This is a genomic window from Lactobacillus kimbladii (assembly GCF_014323605.1).
In the GTDB taxonomy this organism is placed as follows: domain Bacteria; phylum Bacillota; class Bacilli; order Lactobacillales; family Lactobacillaceae; genus Lactobacillus; species Lactobacillus kimbladii_B.
In genome coordinates this window covers 260,768-282,904 of the sequence record NZ_SCMB01000002.1, presented here as the reverse complement: position 1 = coordinate 282,904, position 22,137 = coordinate 260,768, and the positions used below count along the sequence as shown (strand labels likewise).

25 protein-coding genes, 1 tRNA gene and 1 other annotated feature are annotated in these 22,137 nt (G+C 35.4%); of the genes, 22 read left to right on the top strand and 4 right to left on the bottom strand.

What is annotated here, in order from left to right; translation table 11 throughout:
• Window positions 1-18: 18 nt before the first annotated feature.
• The 13 genes from ERK18_RS04585 (at window position 19) to ERK18_RS04525 (ending at window position 11,220) form a co-directional block, all read left to right on the top strand.
• A complete protein-coding gene (locus tag ERK18_RS04585; RefSeq protein WP_187154501.1) occupies window positions 19-939 on the top strand; it encodes an abortive infection family protein in 921 nt (306 codons plus the stop codon).
• A gap of 42 nt (window positions 940-981) precedes the next feature.
• Window positions 982-1,866, top strand: coding sequence for a restriction endonuclease (locus tag ERK18_RS04580; protein ID WP_187154500.1), 885 nt, complete (start codon window positions 982-984; stop codon window positions 1,864-1,866).
• Window positions 1,867-1,920: 54 nt separating this feature from the next.
• Window positions 1,921-2,226 carry a hypothetical protein gene (locus ERK18_RS04575; RefSeq protein WP_187154499.1) on the top strand — a complete coding sequence of 102 codons (306 nt, stop codon included), beginning with the start codon at window positions 1,921-1,923 and terminating at the stop codon, window positions 2,224-2,226.
• Window positions 2,227-2,355: 129 nt separating this feature from the next.
• Window positions 2,356-2,523, top strand: coding sequence for a type II toxin-antitoxin system YafQ family toxin (locus tag ERK18_RS04570; RefSeq protein ID WP_174795300.1), 168 nt, complete (start codon window positions 2,356-2,358; stop codon window positions 2,521-2,523).
• 41 nt (window positions 2,524-2,564) lie between these two features.
• Window positions 2,565-2,915: a YbaK/EbsC family protein gene (locus ERK18_RS04565; RefSeq protein WP_261982432.1), complete on the top strand. Its 351-nt coding sequence runs from the start codon at window positions 2,565-2,567 to the stop codon at window positions 2,913-2,915.
• Between the two features lie 1,099 nt (window positions 2,916-4,014).
• Window positions 4,015-4,253, top strand: a binding site (T-box leader).
• A gap of 49 nt (window positions 4,254-4,302) precedes the next feature.
• Complete coding sequence (locus ERK18_RS04560; protein ID WP_187154498.1) at window positions 4,303-5,487, top strand: metal-dependent hydrolase family protein; 1,185 nt, start codon at window positions 4,303-4,305, stop codon at window positions 5,485-5,487.
• A 94-nt stretch (window positions 5,488-5,581) separates the two neighbouring features.
• Window positions 5,582-5,953 (top strand): pyridoxamine 5'-phosphate oxidase family protein, encoded by a 372-nt coding sequence (locus tag ERK18_RS04555; protein WP_187154497.1) that lies wholly within the window; start codon window positions 5,582-5,584, stop codon window positions 5,951-5,953.
• A 163-nt stretch (window positions 5,954-6,116) separates the two neighbouring features.
• On the top strand, window positions 6,117-7,118 hold the full coding sequence (locus tag ERK18_RS04550) for a D-2-hydroxyacid dehydrogenase (RefSeq protein ID WP_187154496.1): 1,002 nt from the start codon (window positions 6,117-6,119) through the stop codon (window positions 7,116-7,118).
• Between the two features lie 125 nt (window positions 7,119-7,243).
• Window positions 7,244-7,951 carry a GH25 family lysozyme gene (locus ERK18_RS04545; protein ID WP_187154495.1) on the top strand — a complete coding sequence of 236 codons (708 nt, stop codon included), beginning with the start codon at window positions 7,244-7,246 and terminating at the stop codon, window positions 7,949-7,951.
• Complete coding sequence (locus tag ERK18_RS04540; protein WP_187154575.1) at window positions 7,948-9,183, top strand: DEAD/DEAH box helicase; 1,236 nt, start codon at window positions 7,948-7,950, stop codon at window positions 9,181-9,183. The genes ERK18_RS04545 and ERK18_RS04540 overlap by 4 nt, the downstream gene beginning before the upstream one ends.
• Window positions 9,180-10,508, top strand: a complete 1,329-nt coding sequence (locus ERK18_RS04535; protein ID WP_187154494.1) for a PTS sugar transporter subunit IIC — start codon at window positions 9,180-9,182, stop codon at window positions 10,506-10,508. Before ERK18_RS04540 ends, ERK18_RS04535 begins: the two co-directional genes overlap by 4 nt.
• A gap of 53 nt (window positions 10,509-10,561) precedes the next feature.
• Window positions 10,562-10,634, top strand: a tRNA-Arg gene (locus tag ERK18_RS04530).
• Window positions 10,635-10,779: 145 nt separating this feature from the next.
• Window positions 10,780-11,220 (top strand): hypothetical protein, encoded by a 441-nt coding sequence (locus ERK18_RS04525; protein ID WP_187154493.1) that lies wholly within the window; start codon window positions 10,780-10,782, stop codon window positions 11,218-11,220.
• Between the two features lie 169 nt (window positions 11,221-11,389).
• On the opposite strand, the gene ERK18_RS04520 is transcribed toward ERK18_RS04525, so the two are convergent.
• Window positions 11,390-11,626 (bottom strand): DUF2188 domain-containing protein, encoded by a 237-nt coding sequence (locus ERK18_RS04520; RefSeq protein ID WP_187154492.1) that lies wholly within the window; start codon window positions 11,624-11,626, stop codon window positions 11,390-11,392.
• 172 nt (window positions 11,627-11,798) lie between these two features.
• Here ERK18_RS04520 and ERK18_RS09500 point away from each other — a divergent pair, with 172 nt between their 5' ends.
• Both ERK18_RS09500 and wecB read left to right on the top strand, forming a co-directional pair.
• Window positions 11,799-11,933: a hypothetical protein gene (locus ERK18_RS09500; protein WP_261982431.1), complete on the top strand. Its 135-nt coding sequence runs from the start codon at window positions 11,799-11,801 to the stop codon at window positions 11,931-11,933.
• 102 nt (window positions 11,934-12,035) lie between these two features.
• Window positions 12,036-13,178: a non-hydrolyzing UDP-N-acetylglucosamine 2-epimerase gene (gene wecB / locus ERK18_RS04515; RefSeq protein WP_187154491.1), complete on the top strand. Its 1,143-nt coding sequence runs from the start codon at window positions 12,036-12,038 to the stop codon at window positions 13,176-13,178.
• Window positions 13,179-13,229: 51 nt separating this feature from the next.
• Here wecB and ERK18_RS04510 read toward each other — a convergent pair whose 3' ends face one another.
• Both ERK18_RS04510 and ERK18_RS04505 read right to left on the bottom strand, forming a co-directional pair.
• On the bottom strand, window positions 13,230-13,745 hold the full coding sequence (locus ERK18_RS04510; protein WP_187154490.1) for a GtrA family protein: 516 nt from the start codon (window positions 13,743-13,745) through the stop codon (window positions 13,230-13,232).
• 10 nt (window positions 13,746-13,755) lie between these two features.
• Window positions 13,756-14,202 (bottom strand): flavodoxin, encoded by a 447-nt coding sequence (locus ERK18_RS04505; RefSeq protein ID WP_122052119.1) that lies wholly within the window; start codon window positions 14,200-14,202, stop codon window positions 13,756-13,758.
• Between the two features lie 136 nt (window positions 14,203-14,338).
• Here ERK18_RS04505 and map point away from each other — a divergent pair, with 136 nt between their 5' ends.
• From map to ERK18_RS04475, 6 genes are all read left to right on the top strand, one after another.
• Window positions 14,339-15,166: a type I methionyl aminopeptidase gene (gene map, locus ERK18_RS04500; protein ID WP_187154489.1), complete on the top strand. Its 828-nt coding sequence runs from the start codon at window positions 14,339-14,341 to the stop codon at window positions 15,164-15,166.
• A 5-nt stretch (window positions 15,167-15,171) separates the two neighbouring features.
• The gene (locus tag ERK18_RS04495) at window positions 15,172-16,089 is read left to right on the top strand and encodes a YihY/virulence factor BrkB family protein (protein WP_187154488.1); all 918 of its coding nucleotides are present in this window, start codon (window positions 15,172-15,174) and stop codon (window positions 16,087-16,089) included.
• Window positions 16,090-16,154: 65 nt separating this feature from the next.
• Entirely contained in the window at window positions 16,155-17,042 is an 888-nt protein-coding gene (galU, locus tag ERK18_RS04490) for a UTP--glucose-1-phosphate uridylyltransferase GalU (protein ID WP_045927754.1), read from the top strand.
• A 156-nt stretch (window positions 17,043-17,198) separates the two neighbouring features.
• On the top strand, window positions 17,199-18,347 hold the full coding sequence (locus ERK18_RS04485) for a thiolase family protein (protein ID WP_187154487.1): 1,149 nt from the start codon (window positions 17,199-17,201) through the stop codon (window positions 18,345-18,347).
• Entirely contained in the window at window positions 18,348-19,574 is a 1,227-nt protein-coding gene (locus ERK18_RS04480) for a hydroxymethylglutaryl-CoA reductase, degradative (protein WP_187154486.1), read from the top strand. It begins immediately after the preceding gene.
• Entirely contained in the window at window positions 19,558-20,721 is a 1,164-nt protein-coding gene (locus ERK18_RS04475) for a hydroxymethylglutaryl-CoA synthase (protein ID WP_187154485.1), read from the top strand. The genes ERK18_RS04480 and ERK18_RS04475 overlap by 17 nt, the downstream gene beginning before the upstream one ends.
• 29 nt (window positions 20,722-20,750) lie before the next feature.
• Here ERK18_RS04475 and ERK18_RS04470 read toward each other — a convergent pair whose 3' ends face one another.
• A complete protein-coding gene (locus ERK18_RS04470; RefSeq protein WP_187154484.1) occupies window positions 20,751-21,035 on the bottom strand; it encodes a hypothetical protein in 285 nt (94 codons plus the stop codon).
• Window positions 21,036-21,106: 71 nt separating this feature from the next.
• Between ERK18_RS04470 and ERK18_RS04465 the strand changes: the two genes are divergently transcribed.
• Window positions 21,107-22,063 carry an alpha/beta hydrolase gene (locus ERK18_RS04465; protein WP_187154483.1) on the top strand — a complete coding sequence of 319 codons (957 nt, stop codon included), beginning with the start codon at window positions 21,107-21,109 and terminating at the stop codon, window positions 22,061-22,063.
• Window positions 22,064-22,137: the final 74 nt, after the last annotated feature.

The following is a 22,137-nucleotide window of genomic DNA, read 5'->3' as shown; positions in this document are numbered from 1 at the left end:
CGAAAGTCGTGAGACATATTGCAAAAAAGTAAATATGATTTTTTAATGAAAAAGCCAATTATTGAAATTTTGGATGGAGATGCTTGCTTAGATAATTTAATTAGTGAGGATAAAATACATAATGGCCAACCTATGAATGTAGAGATTCATATGCCGTATTTATCTGGTCCAGATATTTGTAGCTTATCCGAAAAGTTTGGAAGCCCAATTGAATATGATATATTCTCTCGTTGGTCATACATGCAAGAGATGTTTGAAAAGGCAAAATATAAAAATAAGACACAGGAAATTTTGAGCTATTTGTTTAGTAAAACTAATTTTAGCATGTGTAAAAACATTTCTGACTTGTCCGTTGAAATGTTCGAAGAGTATTATCAAAAAGCAACAACTCTAGCTATTAAAAAAATTAATAACTTCATTGATTATACTGGGGATAAATTAATTATTAAAAATAATAATGTGTTTTTAAAATCTGACCTGTTTGAAATAAAGAGCAAATATATCCAAAAGATTGACAGAACATACATTAAAGAGGTTCAAAGTAAAGCAAATGAAAATTTAAGGCAAGGCAACTTTGATAGTGTTTTAACTCAAGCAAGAACTCTTCTTGAAGAGGTATTTATGTATGTTCTTGAAGTAGATGGGATTCAACCTTCAAGAAAGGGAAATATTAAGAAACTGTATGGACAAGTTAAATTAGCTTATTCAATGAGTACAGGCAAAGATGTTGATAAGAGAATAAATGAATTACTTTCCGGTCTAGAAAATATCGTTGATGCGATAGCAGAAATGAGAAACAAAGAAAGCGATGCTCATGGTTTGGGAAGAAAAAGAATAAAAGTTGAAGAACACCATGCGCGTCTTGCTTTAAACGCTGCTTTAACTATGGCAGATTTTATTTTGTCAGTATCGGCAAAAAATATAAGTAAGAGAAAATAATTTCATATAAAAATTTATATTTATAAAATGGAGATAAAGTGAATGGCTAATCGACAAATTAATATTGAGAATCTAACTATGAAAGAAATTCTGATTGCAATGCGTCGCCTTGGTGGTCAGGTAACAAGACGTGAAATTTGTTCAGATATTCGTGACAATTCCACTGCAATTTCTGAAAAAGAAGTGAATGAAATTAAGGTGTCTAAGAAAACTGGTAATAAATATAAACCTTTTGACTATACGTTTAATTATGCAGTTATGTATTTAGTAAGAACTGGTTTTTTAACTGAAGATGATCATCAAGTAGAATTATCTGAAAAAGGCCGTAAAGTTGATCTTAATACTTTTGATCCGGAAAAGGATGTTCGTCCCTTTTTGGAAGATAATAATTCTCAGGAATTGAAGAAAAAGAACTTGGCCGAAATTGACTCTGCTAAAGATACTACGGATGAAGTCACAGAAGAAGATCAGTGGAGACAAGATTTGCTAGATGCTCTAATGAAAATGAGTCCGAAAAAGTTTGAACTTTTTTGTCGCGGTTTACTTACAAAAATGGGAATTGACGTGGATAAGACGATTGGCGTTAACTATGTTGCTGATGGGGGTCTTGATGGTTTTGGCTATGTTCGTTCAAATGATTACCGTACTACTAGAGTGGCATTACAAGCAAAACGCTGGCAGTCTAATGTTTCAGCGCCAGAAATAGACAAATTTCGCGGAGCAATGGATAAATATAACGCTGAATTTGGTATTTTTATTACTAATTCTGATTTTACTCGCGGCGCAATTAAGACGGCACGTGAGGGGACCAGAATTATCACTCTGATTGATGGTGAGGAAATCTGTGACCTGGTGGCAAAATATAATTATTACGTGGAGCCTGTAACTACGTATCGGTTGAAATCATTTTATACTGATAAAGATTAAACAACTTTTACGTTAACTGATTTATCGTTATTGCTTTACAGATAAGGTGATACTATGTCGACTATACAATTTGGAATTAGATTAGATAAGAAAGAAAAGCAAGAATTAGATGATAATGCCAAGCAAATCGGCTTGACGGCTACTACGGCAGTTAAAATGCTTATCTCTCAGTTTAACCATGATAAAGGATTTAGTTATCCTGTAAATCGTAAAGAGGATAATATATCAGATACAAATTTACCTTCCGAAGTTGAAAAGGCTATAGTAATAGCTAAAGCTGAAGAGTTAGGATTGATTAAGGATAGTAGTATTAAAGTAGATAATCTAGATGATTGGAAAAAGCGGTGGACAGAAAATTAAAATATGAAGTGCGTTTTGAAAAATCTTTTGTAAAAAGAATGGATAATTTACAAAGTATTTTTAATCAATCTACTGTTGATACAATAGATGCAAGGATGATAACTAGGTATGTTTTTGAAATCCTAGCTATTGAAAAAATATACTGTTCATAAAGTTTTGAAAAAACTCTGGAGTGAATACCACGAATTTCATGTTCTTAATGATTTACTAGTAATTTATTATCAGGTGGATGCCAAAAAGCGTTTAAGGATGGTAACTATCACCAATCATAAGGAACTTTCTACTGGTAAGTTATGAAGTAAGATTAAAAATAGCGTCTTTTAAGAAAATAACACCAAATGAACAAAAGCGAAACATTATATTACCTTGATCAACACGGAATTAAATATGAAATAATGGAGCACCAAGCTGTCTACAATATGGCAGAAATGGAAAAAATTGCTCTACCACACCCTGAAGCAGATGCTAAAAATCTGTTTGTGAGGGATGACAAGAAACGTGACTACTACCTTTTGACGATTAAGGGCGATAAAAGAGTCAACTTACAGCAATTTCATGAGGAAAATGACACTCGCAGGCTTAGTTTTGCCTCACCGCAAGACCTAAAAGAAAAATTAGGATTAAAACCAGGTTCCGTCACACCTTTGGGGTTGTTAAATGACTCTCACCACGAAATCCCCTTTACTTAGATTCATATTTTAGTGACCAGCCTAGAATCGCTGTTCATCCCAACGACAATACAGCCACTATTTGGTTGAAGCCGCAAGCTCTAATTCATCTCATAAAGGATTTGGGCAATCCAGTCAAAGTAGAGAAAATGTAACCAAAACAAAAACTGCTGAATATTAAGACACAAATTAGTAATTTGTGTCTTTTTTATATTAAAGACATACGAGTTATTTGTTTGTATATATTTATCAAATAAATACCACTAAATTATTAACAAAAGGTAAATATTTTTATTCGTGAATGTAATTGGTTAAATTATATCAACTTTCATTGTAGAATCTTTTTCGTTGCCGTTAATCTCTGGTCAGGACTAGGGTATTGCTTTAAAAGCACCAAGAAATTAAGACCTGAACGCAGGCAATAATGGTAACGAATCTGGTGTTAAAAATATAGTTATCAGTTTAACCGTGACTTTAATTAAAACATTTACATCATTTTTAATTAAGCATCTTTCTTTCTTGTGTATAAATTTAATTTCTCAATCAACTATTGTTTTAGTTAGAATAATTAATATTCATTTAATCATTTAATCGTGATGGCTTTCATCTGGTTAATTTTATGTGAATTTGCTAATATCTCATCAACGTTGAAACAAAATAGCGGATGATTAAAGCAAAAAGTTGAGGCTCTTGCCTTTTACCCCTTTCAGGAAAAAGGATTGTTAGTTGATCACTTAAGCTAATACTAGTTGCAAACTAGTAGAAAAAACGCATATGAGTAGGGATAGATTAATTATTAGCATTCTGGCTTAACGACTAAAAACAGTGGTAATCACAACTAATTTTAAGTCGTAATTGGAGGTGTGACATCAACACAGTTAGCGATTACCTGTTACTAAAATTTTACCTAGCAATAAACTTAAAAAAAGCAATATCGTCTGGTTAAACAAAATTACTATTTTATAAGCATCAGAAAAGTAAGGCTAAGATGATAAATTTTTTTACCATTCTTAGCCAAATAGTTAATGCTATACCCCCAAGAGAACTGCCGATTCTTCATTTTTACTTTATGGTGTTGACATAATTAATAAATAATGATAGATTAAAAGTCAATTAAATAAACAACATCTTGCAAAGCAGAGTAACTATTTTGTTGCTGATAAAGAGAGCTGATATTAGGTGAAAATCAGTTAGCAGCAAGTAGTGAACATGGGCTTCTAATTGATGTCCATTGGTGATAATCAGCCAGTGGCGGAGTTGCATCCGTTATTTTTGCAAGCTATTGCTTGATAGTTAATGAGGTTTATTACGTGAGTAATAAATGAATAAAAGGTGGTAACGCGAGCACTCGTCCTTAAGAAGAAAAGGATGAGTGCTTTTTTTATACAAAAATTTGGAGGTTTTTTAGATGACTAAAACTGCTTATACTAACGTTAATTTGTTTAACGGGATTGATGATAAAATTCAGTCTAATACAACATTGGTGGTTGATGACGAGAGTGGTAAGATTACCGAAATTGCTACAGGTACTGCACCTCAAGCAGATAAAACAGTTGATTTGCAGAATAAGTATGTGATTCCTGGCTTAATCAACTGCCATACTCATATTATTATGGATCCTTTGACCCCTGACGGTGGCAGTGAATCTGATGTTGTATCTTCTACGGTTCGTGCCGTTAAACATTTGCATGATTTATTGAAATCTGGTGTCACCTATATTCGTGAATGCGGCAGCACATACAATATTGATATTGCTCTTAATAATTTAATTAAGAAAAATAAGTTAACTAAGGTGCCAGAAATCGTGCCAGCAGGACACCCGTTTTCTATGACTGGGGGACACGGCGATTTGCCTAATTTTGGTGTGCTGGTCGATTCACCAGATGAAATGCGCAAAGCAGTTCGTCAGGGAATTAAAGCTGGTGCCAAAGCAATTAAAGTCATGGCCACAGGTGGCGTAATGACGGAAAACGATTCTCTTGATGATCCTCAATTAAGTGAAGCTGAAATGCACGTTGCAGTCGAAGAAGCTCACCACAAGGGTTTAACTGTGGCCGCACATGCGGAAGGCAACCCAGGAATTTTGAATGCGATTAAAGCCGGCGTTGATAGCATTGAACATGGTTTTTACGTTAATGATGAAGAAATTAAGTTGATGATTGAAAAAGGAACATATTTAACACCAACGATAGTTGGAGCTTGGGCATTTATCGAATATGCACCGGGTAAAATTCCAGACTGGGAAATGAATAAAATTGCGGCAGCTTGGAAAGATTTGCGCGGTAATATTACTAAGGCTAAAAATGCTGGTGTTAAGATCACTCTGGGTACTGATGCGGGAACTCCATTTAATGACTTCACGATGACTCCGCAAGAATTACCTTTACTGGTAGAACAAGGTTTCACTAATTTTGAAGCTTTAGAAACCAGTTATAATTCTGCTAAGCTACTAAAAATAGATAAAGAATATGGTTCTTTAGAAGAAGGCAAATACGCTGACTTTTTGGTATTGGATGAAAATCCGTTAGAGAAGATCAGTGCGGTTGTCCAAAAAGACAAAGCGGTTTACAAAAAGGGCAAAAGAGCTTACTAAATAAAAGCAAAAGATTTTGTGATCGCGAACAAGTGTTCCATAATAAAAGAAGCTACTAGAAAAGCAGCTTCTTTTATTTTTTAGGAGTACAAAAATGAATCAGAAGTTTTTAGATGTAATGAATGATGAAGGACCAGTCACCATTGTTACTATTAATGCTAACCCAGCCAGTGTGGTAAATACGTGGATGTCGTATGTAAAAGTCGACGAGGCAAATAAATGCCTTTATATCCCTGCAGCGGGAATGCACAGTATTGAGAATGATTTTGCCCAAGATAATCATGTCCTGTTAACTATGGGTTCAAAAAAAGTAGAGGGTACAACTGGCCCAGGAGCTGGCTTTCATGTTAAAGGAACCGGAAAATTTTTAGCAGAAGGACCAGAATTCTCTGAAATGCAGGCACGTTTTCCCTGGTTAAGAGAGGTTTTACGGGTTAATATCAACCAAATTGAACAAAAAATTTAATTTAGCACTTTAAAATAATGTGCAAATCTGATGGTCTTATTAGCTTTCATATGATTAGGCTTAAATTATTAATTATTATTTTTTAAAATTTATCTTTAATTTTATTCTAATTTTAGATACAATAAGAGATATAAATTTTTTATCCAAAAAAGGAGGATTAATAATGAAAGCTTTACTTTACAATATGACCCCGGAGCAACAGGTATATGCTGACAAGTGGAATAAAGATCATCCTGAAGATGATTTAGTTTCAACTGAAGACAAGCTTGATGCTAAGACTGTTGAGATGGCGAAAGGCTATGATGTTGTCAGCGTTTTGCAGGTCTTTGACATAGATGAGGAAGAGGTCTATCGTAAACTGAGCTCATATGGAATTAAGCAAATAGCTTTAAGATCTGTTGGGTATAACATTGTCAATTTTGACTTTGTGCACAAGTATCATATGATTGTAACTAATACACCGGCATATTCTCCTCGTGCAGTGGCGGAGAACACTTTGACTTCTGCAATGTACTTGTTGAGAAAATGGGGACCTATTTTAGATAATGAAAGAGAGCACCTCAATTTTGTTCGGTCTGAAGATTTGATGAGTGATGAAATCTATAACCAGACAGTTGGTATTATTGGTGTTGGGCGTATCGGTTCTTGCGTTGCAGAAATGTTTCATGCTTTAGGAGCCAAAGTACTCGGTTATGACTTGGTTGAAAATCCTGCCAATGAGGTATTTTTGGAATATACCGATTTTGATACTGTAGTCAAAAATGCGGACATTTTGACATTGCATACACCTCTTGAGCCTTCAATGGAAAACATGATTAGTGCCAAGCAATTTAAAGAAATGAAGAACACCGCATATCTGATTAATGCAGCAAGAGGTCCATTGGTTAACACTCAAGACTTGATTGATGCATTGAAGAACAAAGAAATTGCTGGTGCTTCATTGGATGTGATGACTGGTGAAGAGGCAATTGTTATGAAGAAATTCAAAGATATTTCCGAATTGCCAGTTGAGTACCAGGAATTGGCAAAAATGCCTAACGTAGTCTTTACACCGCATTCCGCATACTACACGAAGACCTCTGTCAAGAATATGATTGAACACAGTATGACTGATGTTAAGCGCGTTTTAAATGGTCAAAAGCCAGTATATTTAGTTGAAGAATAATTTTTGTTTATTAAGTGATCGACTTTATGGTCGATCACTTTTTTTATTGCTAAGATTGTAGTTAGCAACTGTAGTGGAAAAATTGCTATAATGTACAGGTGTAGAAAAAATAAACGGAGAAAAAGATGAAAAGGTTTCATCATAAGTTTACGCTACCTGCAATTCTAATCTTACTAGTTGTTGCAATTGGACTTCTTATCACTGGCATAGCCAATATGCATAACCAGACGACATTGCCGCCAAATGGTAATTCAAGCGCAATTGGCGTCGAATTAAACCAGGATTACGGTTATGTTGATTTACATGAACTACAGTCTAACGGTATTTCATTTGTCTATTTGAGAAGTACACAGGGACGTTCATACTTCGACGATGATTATCTGTCATATCGTGATCAAATATTAGGAACTAAACTGGCTTTTGGTACTATTGTTGCCTACAGCAATGAATCAACACCATTGCAGCACTATCAGTATTTTCTGAAAAAGGTGGGCACAGACACGGGAAGTTTACCAATTTGTATAGAACCAGCTATTGATAGCTATGATTTATCATATATTAAACAAATGGCTCAATTTGCTGGCATGCTTCAAGGATTAAATAAACGCGTCATGGTAGATATCCCAGTTAAATATAAAAAATATTTTCCCCATGGTGTACAGTTCATTACTGGTGGCAAAAAGGCCCCGAACAAAATGCAATATTCATTTTGGCGCTATAACAATGACGGCCGGGTAAAGTCTGTAAGAAATTTAGAAAGTGGGGTAGTTATGCTAACATACAATGGTACAGTTACCCAGTACAAGGAGAAATACGGACAATTAACACAATAATGAAACAAGAAATTCAAGCAGTTTTAACAAAATTAAAAATGGCTGAACCAACTTTGATTCAGCAGGAAACGCGCACTCCAATTTTAAATGGTGCAAGTTGTATTGCACTTGCAAAAACGGGAACCGGAAAGACTTTAGCTTATGCTTTACCTGCGCTGGAAAAAGTAGAAAAAGGCAAACCCAATAGTTTAATTATTATTGCACCAACAACAGAATTAGCGGTGCAGATTCGCCATGCCATTAACCCTTTTATTCATGCTCTTGCTTTAACGGGAATTACACTTGTTGGAGCTGGTAATCGCAAACGTCAAGAAGATAATTTAAAAAAGAAACATCCTGAAATTGTCGTTGCCACTCCCGGAAGATTTTTTGATTTCTTTTCAGCCAATCGCATCAAAGTTAATCAAATAAGAACTCTGGTAGTAGATGAGGCGGATGACGTTTTAGAATTTAATAAAATGGAATTATTAAGTTCTTTAGGACAAAATATGACAGCTGATTCGCAGATCTTGCTTTTTGGTGCTACTGAATCAGAGATAACCAAACAGGCAGAAGATATTTTTGCTCGCAAATTTATCACGATTGATGTCCGACCAGAACAGAAATCAACTGTAAAAAATTATTTTTTACAAATAGATAATGCCCATAAAATTGATTTTATTCAGCGATTGATGCGCCTTGATGGTTTTAAAGGCATTCTGTTTTTTGATTCAAACCAAACTATGATGCGTTTTGCCGGTATTTTGGCACATACTAAGACTAAATTTGGTATTTTAGCTAATGACTTTGGCAAGCAGAAAAGAGAGGAAGCTCTTAATAATTTTAAAGTTGGCAGAATCAAATTGCTTCTAGGAACAGACTTGGCTGCCCGTGGTTTAGACATTGCTGGGGTAACATATGTGGTAAATTACGACATCCCTAGTGAAATTAACACGTACATGCATCGTGCTGGACGAACTGGGCGCATGGGGGCCAAGGGATTTGTGGTAACTTTAGGTGATGATCATGATCTGCGTGATCTTAGGAAGCTGCTTGAGCAGAGTGTTAAAATTGAACGGGTATACTTTGCAGGGTTCCGTTTAACTACTAGAGTGCCGCGTAAAAAGAAAAGTAAGAAACAGGACGCAGCTGAAGAAAAGAAGGTTAGTGGATCAAGCAAAAAACATAAAAAGCACAAGAATAAAAATAAGGGCTATCATCCCCATTATTTGAAAAGAAAGGAGCAAAAATGAGTCGATTAGTAGCTTGGCTGGAAGACTATATTTTGCCTTTAGCAAATAAATTAGGGCAAACTCACTGGCTGGTGGCATTAAGGGATGCATTTGTCTCAGTAATGCCTATTACTATTGCAGGTTCCCTTGCTGTTTTGATCAAAAGCCTGATTGCTGCAGCCAAGACCGAATTAGGCTGGTATACTTTTGCTTGGGCAATGCAGCCACTCTCGTTAGTATGTAATGTAGTTTGGCGTGGTACTTTTGCTTTATTTGCCCTCTTTTTGTCAATGTCTTTAGGTTATCATTTAGCTAAAAGCATGGAAGTTGATCCAGTTGCCGGAGCAATTGTTTCCCTGTCTTCTTTGGCCATGAGCATTGCTAATTTAACTAAACTTAAAATTAACGGCAAAGTAGTTCCTGTTCAAAAAGCTTTTAACATTTCACAATTTTCAACTACCGGTATTTTTACTGCAATTTTATTTGGCTCAATCGGTGTAGCTATCTTTGCCCTTTGTTTTAGGGCGAGAATCAAACTTCACCTTTCTGCTAATTTGCCTTATGCAGAGCAGATGGCATTTGATTCACTCATTCCCGCAATTATTGCGATATTTTGCGTTGGTATGATTAATTTTGTCTTTCAGACAATCACGGGAACTTTTTTTGGCAACTGGCTGCTCAATTCGATTCAAACCCCTTTAGTAAAATTAGGCCAAGGCTTCGGCATGGTAATGCTTGTGACCTTATTAGTTCAGATTTTCAGCTTTTTTGGTTTTAATGGCTTAAGCGTTTGGGCTCCAATTTTAGATTCAATTTGGTTAACTGCCCAGAATGTCAACGTCACAGCTGCTCGTGCAGGAAGAGAAGCACCTTTTATTTGGGTTCGCGGATCGTTTGACGCATTTGCTTGGTTTGGAGGAGCAGGGGGAACATTGATGTTAATTGTGGCCATACTGCTGTTTTCCAAGAGGAGTGACTACCGGACAATTGCTAAAGTTGCACTAGCTCCAGGAATTTTTAATATCAATGAACCAATTATTTTTGGCTTGCCTGTAGTTCTTAATCCCGTTTATTTTATTCCATTTGTCCTTGCCCCATTAGTCAATGTGGCTTTTTCTTACGGTGTCAGCATGATGAATTTAGTTAATCCTGTCCAAGTAGCAGTTCCTGCCGTTGTGCCACCAATCATCGGACCATTTCTAGCTTGCAATTATGATTGGCGTGCTATTATATTGTCAATTGTTAACATGCTCATTGCTTTAGCCATCTGGACACCCTTTGTTTTTGCGGCAGATAAGATCGCTGATTCTAACGCGCCACAACCATATTTTACTCGTCAATATTAGTTACTAAAAAAATTGGCTTTTATCACTCAAATTTGGTAAAGTTAATCTATTGCGACCCTGTAGTTTATCTGGATAGAACAATGGTCTCCTAAACCGTAGAGGTGAGTTCGAATCTCACCGGGGTCATATAAAGTATAATTTAAATGCAAATTTTACAGATTTTAAATTTATTAGAAAACAGTTGCTAATCCTTTGTAGCAGGATCATTTTCAGCTTAACTGTCCTGTTTTAAACAAGATTGGCTTTTTTAGTTTAATTAGAATTTTTAAAAATGAATCCACACAAAATGTCTTTACCCGAAGTTTTAGATAATTTTCGGGCTCGTAATGTAACTTTTAAATTAAAAGATGGTACCAAAAGAACAATCTTTGTTAATGAAATTGAGGACGAAGATGATGACCAACCTGAAATGATTTTTATGGCTGATGATCCAAAAGATGATGTTTTTATCTCTCAAGTGGTTGATGCAATTCCAGGCAGTGCCAATTTTTCTTTGGCTATACATCAAATGACATACTTTGAATTAAAATTTGTCCTAAAAGGTAAAAAAGCTGAATTTAAACTTAAAGATGGTGCAATTAAAACTTTTATTGTAACGAATGTTTTAATCAAAAATGCAGCAAAGCCAAACTACACATTTGTTGGTAACAAAAAAGAAGATAGTATTGATAGTTCAGATATTTTAGGGGTAAAAATAATTGTGGACAAATAAAAGTCTGACTATCAAGAAGATAATCAGACCAGAATTTGAAAGATTTGTTATTTATGTAAATATGAATAAAATAAAGTTTATATTTTAGTTTGAGAAATATAGATTAATTAAAATGTCAGAATAGATAAAATATATGAAAATAGTAGTAATAACAATGTATCGATATATATTAACCTGAGGCTTTGGGACTGTCACGACCATACGAATTTTTAAGATTAATACGCCCGTTTCTTTTTTGACTAATTAGTTCGGTCTTTTTCTTTTGTGCCAGACTTTTTGCATATTCTAAAGCATCAGCTTTTCTGTCAAAAGTTTTAGAGATTTTGCCGCTACCAGCAATTTTAACAGCCCATTTATCGCCGTGAGTAGTGACCCAAACATTTTTGGAGACTTCCGCCTTACCCATAATTTATTCACCTCTTTTCAAAATCATTATACAGCGAATTAATATATAAAGTGAAAGAATAAACACTTTTATAAAATAAATATTTGTGTAGTTACTGATCTAGAGCATTTTCTTACTATATTTTTAATATAAAGGTGATTTCAAAATACGAATAACTAAAAAGATAATTAATATGAATAGAATTACTGCTATTCCAAGTAAAATTCTTCTGCATTTGACTGTCTTTCTGCCGTCAAAACTAAAGACAAAACAAAAAGCTGCTAAAACTATTAACAGTCCTGTAATTAGTAATAATTTAAATCCATGATACATTTCTTCACCAACTTTTGTTATTCAATAGTTATTAAACCATAATTTACTTGTTTTTTTGCAGCTAATTTACTAATATATTAATAAAATGGAGGAAATTATGAGCAAAATTAGGGTAATGACTGTTTTTGGTACCAGACCGGAAGCGATAAAGATGTCTCCTTTGGTACAGAGACTAAAAAAAGATGATCGATTTGAAGAAGTTACGGTGGTTACAGCACAACATCGAGAGATGCTGGATCAAGTTCTTAATATATTTAAAATCAAGCCGGAGTATGACTTTAATATTATGAAGAAAAACCAAACTTTAGAGAGCGTGACAGCCAAAGTATTAATCGACATGACAAAAGTTCTAAAAGAAGTTAAACCAGATATTGTTTTGGTTCATGGAGATACAACTACCAGCTTTGCTGCTGGTTTGGCCAGCTTTTATCTTCAATGCCCACTTGGTCACGTTGAAGCAGGCCTTAGAACCTGGAATAAGTATTCACCTTTTCCTGAAGAAATGAACAGGCAAATGACTGATGATTTAACTGATCTTTATTTTGCACCAACTGTGGTTAGCAAGCAAAACTTGATTAAAGAAAACCACAATTCTGATAATATTTTTATCACTGGTAATACAGCTATTGATGCCTTGGAAGAAACTGTTCAAAGTGATTACCACCATGAGGTTTTAGATCTGATTAAACCTGGAAGCAAGATAATACTTGTGACCATGCACAGGAGGGAAAATCAGGGAGAACCTATGAGACGGGTTTTTAAGGTGATGAAGCAGGTCGTAGACAACCATGATGATGTTGAAATTATTTATCCTGTGCATTTATCACCAAGTGTCCAAAAAGTTGCTCACGAAATTTTAGGTAATGACTCGCGAATTCATTTGATTGCCCCTTTAGATGTGGTTGATTTTCATAACTTAGCCAAATTAAGCTACTTCATTATGACAGATTCTGGTGGGGTTCAAGAAGAAGCTCCTGCATTAAATAAGCCAGTACTGGTTTTAAGGGATACTACAGAGAGACCAGAAGGTGTTAAAGCTGGTACACTCAAATTAGTGGGAACACAAGTTGATAATGTTAGAAACGCAATGTTGGAGTTACTTGATAATAAAAAGGTATATGAACAAATGGCTAACGCCAAGAATCCTTATGGTGATGGTCATGCATCAGAACGAATAATGGATGATATTGCTTACTATTTTGCTCAAAATAAGGGTGAAAAACCAGCTGATTTTAAATGAGCTATCTAAATTTTGTTACACAAAAAGCCAAGAAAATTTTTTTCTTGGCTTTTATTTATTACTTTTTTCTTTACGTGCTTTAATTTTCTCTTTTGCCCGTGCAATCATGGTAGTTTCTTGAGCTTGAAAAACTGATCTGGTAGTGAGGTAATTAAAAATACCCACTAAAATTTGATCAACAATTTTTACTAACAACGCATCTAAATGAAGCCAGGACAACCCAACCAGCATAATTAAACTGTCAGGAATAAGACTAATAATCCTATAGGTGAAAAAAACAATCAGCTTTTGCCAATTAGAATGTTCCTGATCGACGTTATTGATAAAGACAGCCTTTTGGTTAAATACAAAGGAAGCTAAGTTAGAAACAATAAATGCAATAGTATTCGATACTAAAACAACGCTATGCCACCATTTATGCAAAATCATAAACACCACAGTGTTGATTAGAGCCGCTATAAAACCAAAGATCATGTAAACAAATAAGTTGCGATGTCTTTTGACCACTTTTTGCGCTAAGTGGTGGATTTTAGGATCAGACATTGAGTCAAATTTTTGTGAATCCATTTTCTTTTTCTTAACCATTTAACTGATCAGCCATTTCCTTAGCTGCATTATCAATTGCATCTATATCGTTATCGTTTGGTGCATTTTCAATTGTAACTGGTTTAGTCACTTCTTTTGCTCCAACTTGCTTAAACATTTTTTCAAAATCAAAGACATTTTCACAAAAATGATCGGCATACATCATGTCACCACTGCCCATCACAGCAAAATATTTTCCAGTTAAATCCAAGTCATTTAGTTGGTCATAAAAATCTGCAATATCGTCGGTCATAGTGCCTTCGCCATAGGTATAAGTAATAAAGATGCACAAATCACTTGATAAGTAATCACTGGCGTCAGTAAATTCAGCTTCGCTCGTTTCCACATCGAAGCCCAAATCTTGTAAATCTTCTTCCAGAATATCTGCTATATCTGCATCGTTGCCAGTCATACTTGCATAGACTATTCTAGCTTTCATTAAATTCATACCTTTCACAAAAACTAATTCATCAAAACATTATACCTAATTTTGCGTAATTAATGAAATTCTTTAGTAAACTTTTAAAAAACGCTATAATGTAATCAAACATCATTTAATAGAGGAGAATTTAAATTTGATTACAATTAAATCCATTAGAGAATTGAAGGGCATGCAAGCTTCAGGCAGGTTATTAGCATCAATGTTTGAAGGTCTAAGGGAAGTAATTAAGCCCGAAATTACCACTTGGTCAATTGAAGAATTTTGTCAAGATTTTGTCAAAAGTCGTGGTGGCAGGTTGTCAGAGCAGGGCTTTGAAGGTTACAAATATGGGACATGTATTTCTGTTAATGACCAGATCGCCCACGCTACTCCACGTAAAGACACAATTTTAAAGGAAGGGGATTTGGTCAAGGTTGATGTGACTTGCAATCTCAATGGCTTTGAAACAGATTCTTGTACTACTTACCCAGTAGGTGAAATTTCTCAAGCTGATCAGGATTTGATGGATACAACTAAAAAAGCCATGTACTTAGGTATTGATCAGGCAGTTTTAGGTAATCGCATTGGGGACATCGGGGCCGCAATACAACATTTTGTAGAAGATGAACATCACTATGGTGACGTTAAAGAATTAGTCGGACACGGCATTCAACCCAGCATTCATGAAGATCCCGAAGTACCACATTGGGGTAAGGCAGGACACGGACTAAGATTGCGCGAAGGAATGACTATTACCTGTGAACCAATGGTTGAAGCGGGTGGTGACTGGCGCATTGTTGAAAAAAGCGTTGCGGATCCAAAAGATGATTGGGTCTTTTACGCTACACCGGATGGCTCAAAATCCGCACAATTTGAACATACCTTTGCAATAACTAAGGATGGTCCTAAAATTTTAACGCTACAAAAGCCATATGATGGCTATGAAAAGTACTTACCACATTTTGACGAAATGGATGATTAAATTGCATGGGTAAAAAAGCTGAGGCAATCAGGAAACGCTCTTTTTTATTTTATAAAACTGTTTCCTTGAAATTTACTCAAGGTGAAGTTTTAACAAGCGCAATTGCGATTGCCTACTACGTTTTGTTTTCGATATTTCCGTTAATTATTATTATCGGAAATATTTTGCCGTTATTTAATATTAATACTGAACCGATTGCCAGTTATTTAAAACTTATTTTTCCAGATAAAATTGCTAAATTTATTATGCCGATAATTAACTCATTATTAAAAAGCAAATCAAGTGGTTATATTTCATTCGGTATTATATTGGCATTATGGTCTGTTTCTTCGTTAGTTAATGCTATTAGAATTGGTATGAATCGCATCTATGGTGTTCGTGCTCAAGAATTAAAGCAAAAATGGCAGGTCACTGTCTGGACAAGATCTATTACGATTATGTTGACCAACCTCATGATTATAGTATTTGCCTTGCTTAATTTAACTTTGATTTTTGGTCAGCAGGTACTCGAATTTTTACGCCCAATTTTCTCTTTTTCTGTTGGTGAAATTGAAAAAATTTTTAGTTATCGTTACCCAGTAATTATTATCACAATGATAGGCTCACTGTATTATGTCAATTATTTTTTACCCAACATCAGATTAAAGAAAAAAGTTATCTGGCCAGGTGTTTTTACTACATTATTCGGCTGGATTATTCTTTCCTGGCTTTTTAGTTTCTATCTGCATCATTTTCGTATTAGCTGGGAAAACTATGGCATTATCGGTACTTTTATTATTTTCATGTTGTGGTTGAATATTTCCTCAATCCTCTTTTTACTGGGGACATGTGTAAATGCTGCGATAGTAACGCTTAATTACGGAGAAGTAAAGTATTCAGTGGGTCGTTTAGCTGAATATATTCAAAGAAAGCGCAGTCATTAAAAATTGGCGCATTCAATTTTATTTTGGTATATTAGTTTTATGATTTTAAAGAAAGCGTAAAAAATATGAAAGTAAGAAAAGCAATTATTCCTGCTGCTGGTCTTGGTACTAGGTTTATGCCGGTAACTAAAGCAATGCCCAAGGAAATGTTGCCGATTGTCGACAAACCGACTATTCAATTTATCGTTGAAGAAGCTAAAAAATCTGGTATTGAAGACATTTTGATTGTCACTGGAAAAAATAAGCGCTCGATTGAAGATCATTTTGACTCCAATCCTGAACTTGAACAAAATCTGCAGGAAAAAGGTAAGACTGGTCTACTTAAAATGTCGCAGGAAATTACCCATTTGGGAATTAATATTTATTATACTCGTCAACCCTATCCAGCAGGTTTAGGGGATGCGATTGCCCGTGGACGTAGTTTTATTGGAGATGAACCATTTGTCGTTATGCTTGGCGACGACTTGATGATGGACAAAGTACCATTAACAAAGCAATTGATTGACCGTTATAGTGAAACGAATGCTTCCACAATTGCAGTCATGCCGGTGCCACATAAAGAGGTTTATAAATATGGCATAATTGAGCCGGATAGTGAAATTGCACCTGGCTTAATAAATGTTAAATCTTTTGTAGAAAAGCCAGAAGTAGACAAGGCTCCGAGTGATTATGCCATTATTGGTCGGTATCTTTTAACTCCAGAAATTTTTCCAATTTTGGCTGAACAGAAACCAGATAAAGGCGGGGAGATTCAATTAACTGATGCAATTGATACCATGAATAAAACTCAACGGGTTTTAGCACACGTATTTAAGGGGACTCGTCATGATGTTGGCAATAAAGAAAGTTACTTGGAAACTTCAATTGAGTATGGCTTAAAACATCCGGAAACGAAGGATGCATTACGTAAATATATTATTGATTTAGGAAAGAAATTAGAAGAACAAAATTAACAATAACAAATAAATCAATTATGCAATTAAAGGAACCATCATTTAATGGTTTCTTTTTTTATGTAAAATTTTTCTTAATGTCGGACTAATTACTGTCCTCGAGTTGAAAATTTTTGTATCATGCAACTTGAAACTTTTCGCTAAGGGATAGGTTAAATGAAAGATATATATATTGTTGCAGCTAAAAGAACTCCTTTTGGTCGCTATCATGGGTTATGGGCTGAAAAAAATGCAATAGATTTAGGAGTGTTAGCCTTAAGAGAAACACTAAAAAGCATTGATCTGCCTGCTGAAAAACTGGACGCCTTATTTATGGGTAATGTTTTGGGTGCTGGGTTAGGACAAAATATGGCTCGGCAAATTGCTCTGAAAACGGGTATGAGTCCCAAAAGCAGCAGCGTTACAATTAATGAAGTCTGTGGTTCAAGTTTAAAAGCTCTCAGACTGGCTCAAGGACAAATGGAACTGTGTGACTTTGACTTGGTAGCTGTTGGCGGTGCTGAAAGTATGTCTAATGCTGTTTATTTAACAGAGGACAAAGAAAAACCACAGTTTCAAAGCGAAATGCTGCAGAATGGCCTCATTGATGCTTTTTCTCATGAGCATATGGGTTTAACGGCTGAAAACGTAGCAGAAAAATATGGAGTTACGCGTACAGAAATGGATCAATATAGTTTAGCTTCTCATCGCAAAGCAGTTGAAGTTGTTCAGCAAAACTTTTTTCAAGATGAAATAATTGGCGTAGAAGTAAACGGTAAAATGATCCAGCAGGACGAAACCATTCGGGCAGACACTAATATGGCAGCACTGAGCAAGTTAAAACCTGTTTTTAAGAAAAATGGTTTAGTTACAGCTGGCAATTCTTCACCCTTAAGTGATGGTGCTAGTATGATTATTTTGGCAAGCGCAGAAAAAGTCAAGGAACTTAAATTGCAACCTCTGGCCCGATTGGGTGCGTTTGCTGAATCTGGGACTGATCCGGCATACATGGGTGTAGCACCATATTTTGCTGTAGAAAAATTATTACAAAAAACTGGCAACACTATTAATGATTATGACGTAATCGAAGTTAATGAAGCTTTTGCCGCACCTAGCGTGGTCTTAGCCCGCAAACTGCGGATTTCACCTGCCAAACTAAACATTTTCGGTGGAGCCATTGCACTAGGTCATCCTCTTGCTGCTACCGGAACCCGGTTAGTAGGAACAGCCGTCAATATTATGAATCATATCAATGGCCACAAGGCTTTGGTAACTCTTTGTATTGGTGGTGGACAAGCAATTGCATGTGAAATAGAGAAATTGTAAATGAAATTCTATAAATTATCTCCTGAAAAAAGGCGAGATTTCTTGCAAAAACAGGGAATCAAACTGGATCAAATTGATTCCCAGGTTTTGCATAACTTGGATTTATTAAGTGAAAATGTAATAGGTCAGTTGCGGTTACCTGTCGGTTTAGTACAAGACTTATTAGTCAATGGTCAAAATTACCAAGTACCAATGGTGACTGAAGAAGCTTCGGTAGTTGCCGCAGCTAATAATGGCGCTGGTATTGTTGCAAAAGCTGGAGGCTTTACCGCAAGCAGTCAACGAGATGGTATTTGGGGTCAAATTGTAATGCAGGTGGCTGAAAATTTTGAAGTCTCCAACTTGCAAGAAGTATTGCCAACTCTTATTAAAAAGACAAATACTGATTTTGCCAGTCTTGTAAGTCATGGCGGTGGAGTCCGTAAAATAGAACTTAAGCAGATAAATGATTTACTTTATGTGAAAGTATTAGTTGATCCGGCCGAGGCGATGGGCGCTAACAAAGTAAATTCTATTTTAGAACTTATGGCTGATGAGTTAGAGAATTTTTCTGGCATTAAACAAAAATTATTTGCCATTTTGTCAAATTATCCCAGCCAAGTCACAACGGTCAGAGCAGCTGTTCCCATTGATTTAATTGGTGGAATAGAAACTGCCAGGAAAATTGTTTTATTAAGTCGAATTGGTCAAGATGATCCAATGAGAGCCGTTACCAATAATAAAGGGATTATGAACGGGGTTGATGCTGTTTTACTGGCAACGGGAAATGATACTCGCGCAGTGGAGGCAGCTTGCGGTGTTTTTGCAAGTAAAACAGGCACCTACACCAGTTTCAGTGAATGGCGGCTTGAAAATGAAAAGCTTGTCGGCAAGCTTAGCATTCCCTTGCCAATTGGAACTGTTGGTGGCTCAATCAATTCCAGAAAAGATGTTAGGCAAAACTACCGTATTTTAGGCAAAAAAATTGCTGCAGAACAATTAGCTAATATTATTGCTGCCATTGGTTTAGCCAATAATTTAGCAGCATTACTGGCAATTTCTACCAAGGGAATACAGGCAGGACACATGAAACTACAGGCCAGAAATATTGTGACAAGTTTAGATGCTACTGCTGCTGAGAAAAAAGTTGTATTCCAAAAAATCATAAATAACAAAAAATACAGTCAATCTGCAGCCCAGGAATTTTTAAGAGAAATTAGAGAGGAAAATAATGCAAGTCGGAATTGATCAAATTGGTTTTTATACACCAAACAAATACGTTGATATGGTAGATTTGGCAAAAGCGCGAAATGAAGATCCTAATAAATTTTTGATTGGTATTGGTCAAAATAGAATGAGCGTGGCTGATCAGACTCAAGATGCAGTTTCAATGGGAATTAATGCAACGCTTAGATATTTAGATCAAATTGCACGCGAAAAAGTTGGTTTATTAATCGTTGGAACGGAAAGCAGTGTTGACCAATCTAAATCGGCCTCGCTTTTCATCAAATCAGCTTTGGCATTACCGGCAAATGTCAGAACATTTGAAGTAAAAGAAGCATGCTTTGGCATGACTGCAGGCATCATGATTGCTCGGGATTATGTCCGCCTTCATCCCCACCATAGCGCAATTGTAATTGGCTCTGATATTGCTCGCTATGGTGTTAATACTGGCGGTGAGGTAACGCAAGGGGCAGGCAGTATTAGCATGTTAATTAAGGCTGATCCCCAAATTTTGACTATCAATAAGGGACACAGCTCGTACAGCGAGGATATTAATGACTTTTGGCGTCCTAATGATTCAGCAGTCGCCGTAGTTGATGGTAAATATTCAAAAAACGTGTATTTAGACTTTTTTAAACACACGTTCAAGGATTATCTTAGACAAACTGGAATAAAAACTAGTGATTTCACAGCATTACTTTATCATTTGCCTTTTGTAAAAATGGGATTTAAGGCAAATGAGTGGGCTACTACCTCTCAAGATGAAAAGACTAAAAAACATTTGACAGAGAATTTTACTGCTGCTGCTCGTTATGGCAAGGAAGTCGGTAATATTTACACTGCTTCTTTATATTTAAGCCTTTTGAGTTTACTGGAAAATGCTAAATTGCCAGCAAATGCAAAAATCGGTTTATTTTCTTATGGTTCGGGGGCAATGGGTGAGTTTTATTCAGGACAAATTATTGAGGGTTATGAAAAGAATCTACATGCAAATGCAGATCAAACAATGATTAATCGCCGTCAAAAATTAACTATTCCTAAATATGAACAAATTTTTAATCAGTGTTTAGAATCTCCACAAGATGATATAGAGCTTCAAAGTGACGAACAAACCGGCAACTGGTATTTTGCTGGAACCAAAAACCGCATTCGGCAATATTTGCAAAAATAGTTAGAAAAAGCTGCCCAACGGCAGCTTTTTTAGGTTAGCCTAACTCTATTTTGATCAGGCAAAATTTGAATACCATAAACAGCAATTCTCTTTTTTTGGTTATAAATAAATATTGGAATACTGCGACCGTGGATATTTTTAACCAAATTAACCAGTTTGCCTTTGGTTAGTGGCTTTTTTCCGGGAAAAAGGAGGCATTCATTGCTTGAAATTTTCACTTTTGCCAAAGGAATATTTTTTTGGCCAATAGATAAATACAAGCTAGTTTGGTTGCTTAAATCATTGGTTAATTGTAATAAATCTGTTAATCTCATTTTTATTATTCCTATACAAATTTAACATGTTATACTATAAGATATTATTTTAGTGAGGGTGGCAAAACTAATTGAAAAAATTAAAACATAAAAAGCTATGGCTTTCATCAATTATTATTATCTTACTAGTATGTGTATTATTTACAGGAGCAGGTTACTATTTCTTTAAAGTGGCATGTGTACCAGGTAAAAAAAGTTTTTTAAGTTCTTCAAGTAAAGTAATCAAGAAGTCAGATCCTCTTTACCTTGAAAAAATTTGGTTTAAAAAAACTGCTAAACAAAAGTGGTATATTGAATCAGCTGATGAAAAATTCAAATTAGACGCAAATTTTATTCCTTACAAAACTTCCAACAAGACAGCTATTGTTTTACCTGGATATATGGACACGAAAGAAGATATGGGAGAATATGATGCCTTGTTTCATCAATTAGGCTATAATACTTTAACTCCAGATCCGAGAGCTCAGGGAAAGAGCGAAGGAAAATACATTGGGTATGGTTGGCCGGAAAAAGATGACGTAAAAAAATGGGTCTCATATTTATTGCAAAAATATGGTCAGAACCAACAGGTAGTAATTTATGGCTTAAGTATGGGTGCGGCAACTGCCATGATGACAAGTGGGCTTAAACTTCCTCATCAAGTTAAAGCGTTTGTAGAAGACTGTGGTTATACCAGCGTCAAGGATGAAATTGAGCATGAAGCAGGAGTCTTGTACAATATGCCTGCTTTTCCTCGTTTTCCACTAGTTGAAATTCTAAGTGGCATTAATAAGATAAAAGTTGGCTATTTCATGGGTAATGCCTCTAGTGTTAAACAGTTACATAAAAATCATAGACCAATGCTGTTTATTCATGGCAGCCGTGATAATTTTGTACCAACTAAAATGGTCTATCCTAATTATAATGCTACCAGAGGACCAAAGGAAATATGGGTAGCTCCCGGAGCTAAACATGCCAAGTCATTTTCAAAGCATCCAAAGGAATATAAAAGACGTGTTGCGACATTTTTAGCTAAATATGTGAAGTAAACTATGCATTTTATTTGCTAGCGCTTACATTTATCTGCTATTATTAAAGTGTGGTTAAGGTTACAAGATTTCTA

Excerpts from the sequence above, each read along its gene's own strand:
- ERK18_RS04580 (WP_187154500.1), top strand. The coding sequence starts at position 982 with ATGGCTAATCGACAAATTAATATTGAGAATCTAACTATGAAAGAAATT.
- ERK18_RS04575 (WP_187154499.1), top strand. The coding sequence starts at position 1,921 with ATGTCGACTATACAATTTGGAATTAGATTAGATAAGAAAGAAAAGCAA.
- ERK18_RS04565 (WP_261982432.1), top strand. The coding sequence starts at position 2,565 with ATGAACAAAAGCGAAACATTATATTACCTTGATCAACACGGAATTAAA.
- ERK18_RS04560 (WP_187154498.1), top strand. The coding sequence starts at position 4,303 with ATGACTAAAACTGCTTATACTAACGTTAATTTGTTTAACGGGATTGAT.
- ERK18_RS04555 (WP_187154497.1), top strand. The coding sequence starts at position 5,582 with ATGAATCAGAAGTTTTTAGATGTAATGAATGATGAAGGACCAGTCACC.
- ERK18_RS04550 (WP_187154496.1), top strand. The coding sequence starts at position 6,117 with ATGAAAGCTTTACTTTACAATATGACCCCGGAGCAACAGGTATATGCT.
- ERK18_RS04545 (WP_187154495.1), top strand. The coding sequence starts at position 7,244 with ATGAAAAGGTTTCATCATAAGTTTACGCTACCTGCAATTCTAATCTTA.
- ERK18_RS04535 (WP_187154494.1), top strand. The coding sequence starts at position 9,180 with ATGAGTCGATTAGTAGCTTGGCTGGAAGACTATATTTTGCCTTTAGCA.
- ERK18_RS04525 (WP_187154493.1), top strand. The coding sequence starts at position 10,780 with ATGAATCCACACAAAATGTCTTTACCCGAAGTTTTAGATAATTTTCGG.
- ERK18_RS04520 (WP_187154492.1), bottom strand. The coding sequence starts at position 11,626 with ATGGGTAAGGCGGAAGTCTCCAAAAATGTTTGGGTCACTACTCACGGC.
- ERK18_RS09500 (WP_261982431.1), top strand. The coding sequence starts at position 11,799 with ATGAATAGAATTACTGCTATTCCAAGTAAAATTCTTCTGCATTTGACT.
- wecB (WP_187154491.1), top strand. The coding sequence starts at position 12,036 with ATGAGCAAAATTAGGGTAATGACTGTTTTTGGTACCAGACCGGAAGCG.
- ERK18_RS04510 (WP_187154490.1), bottom strand. The coding sequence starts at position 13,745 with ATGGATTCACAAAAATTTGACTCAATGTCTGATCCTAAAATCCACCAC.
- ERK18_RS04505 (WP_122052119.1), bottom strand. The coding sequence starts at position 14,202 with ATGAAAGCTAGAATAGTCTATGCAAGTATGACTGGCAACGATGCAGAT.
- ERK18_RS04495 (WP_187154488.1), top strand. The coding sequence starts at position 15,172 with ATGGGTAAAAAAGCTGAGGCAATCAGGAAACGCTCTTTTTTATTTTAT.
- galU (WP_045927754.1), top strand. The coding sequence starts at position 16,155 with ATGAAAGTAAGAAAAGCAATTATTCCTGCTGCTGGTCTTGGTACTAGG.
- ERK18_RS04485 (WP_187154487.1), top strand. The coding sequence starts at position 17,199 with ATGAAAGATATATATATTGTTGCAGCTAAAAGAACTCCTTTTGGTCGC.
- ERK18_RS04480 (WP_187154486.1), top strand. The coding sequence starts at position 18,348 with ATGAAATTCTATAAATTATCTCCTGAAAAAAGGCGAGATTTCTTGCAA.
- ERK18_RS04475 (WP_187154485.1), top strand. The coding sequence starts at position 19,558 with ATGCAAGTCGGAATTGATCAAATTGGTTTTTATACACCAAACAAATAC.
- ERK18_RS04470 (WP_187154484.1), bottom strand. The coding sequence starts at position 21,035 with ATGAGATTAACAGATTTATTACAATTAACCAATGATTTAAGCAACCAA.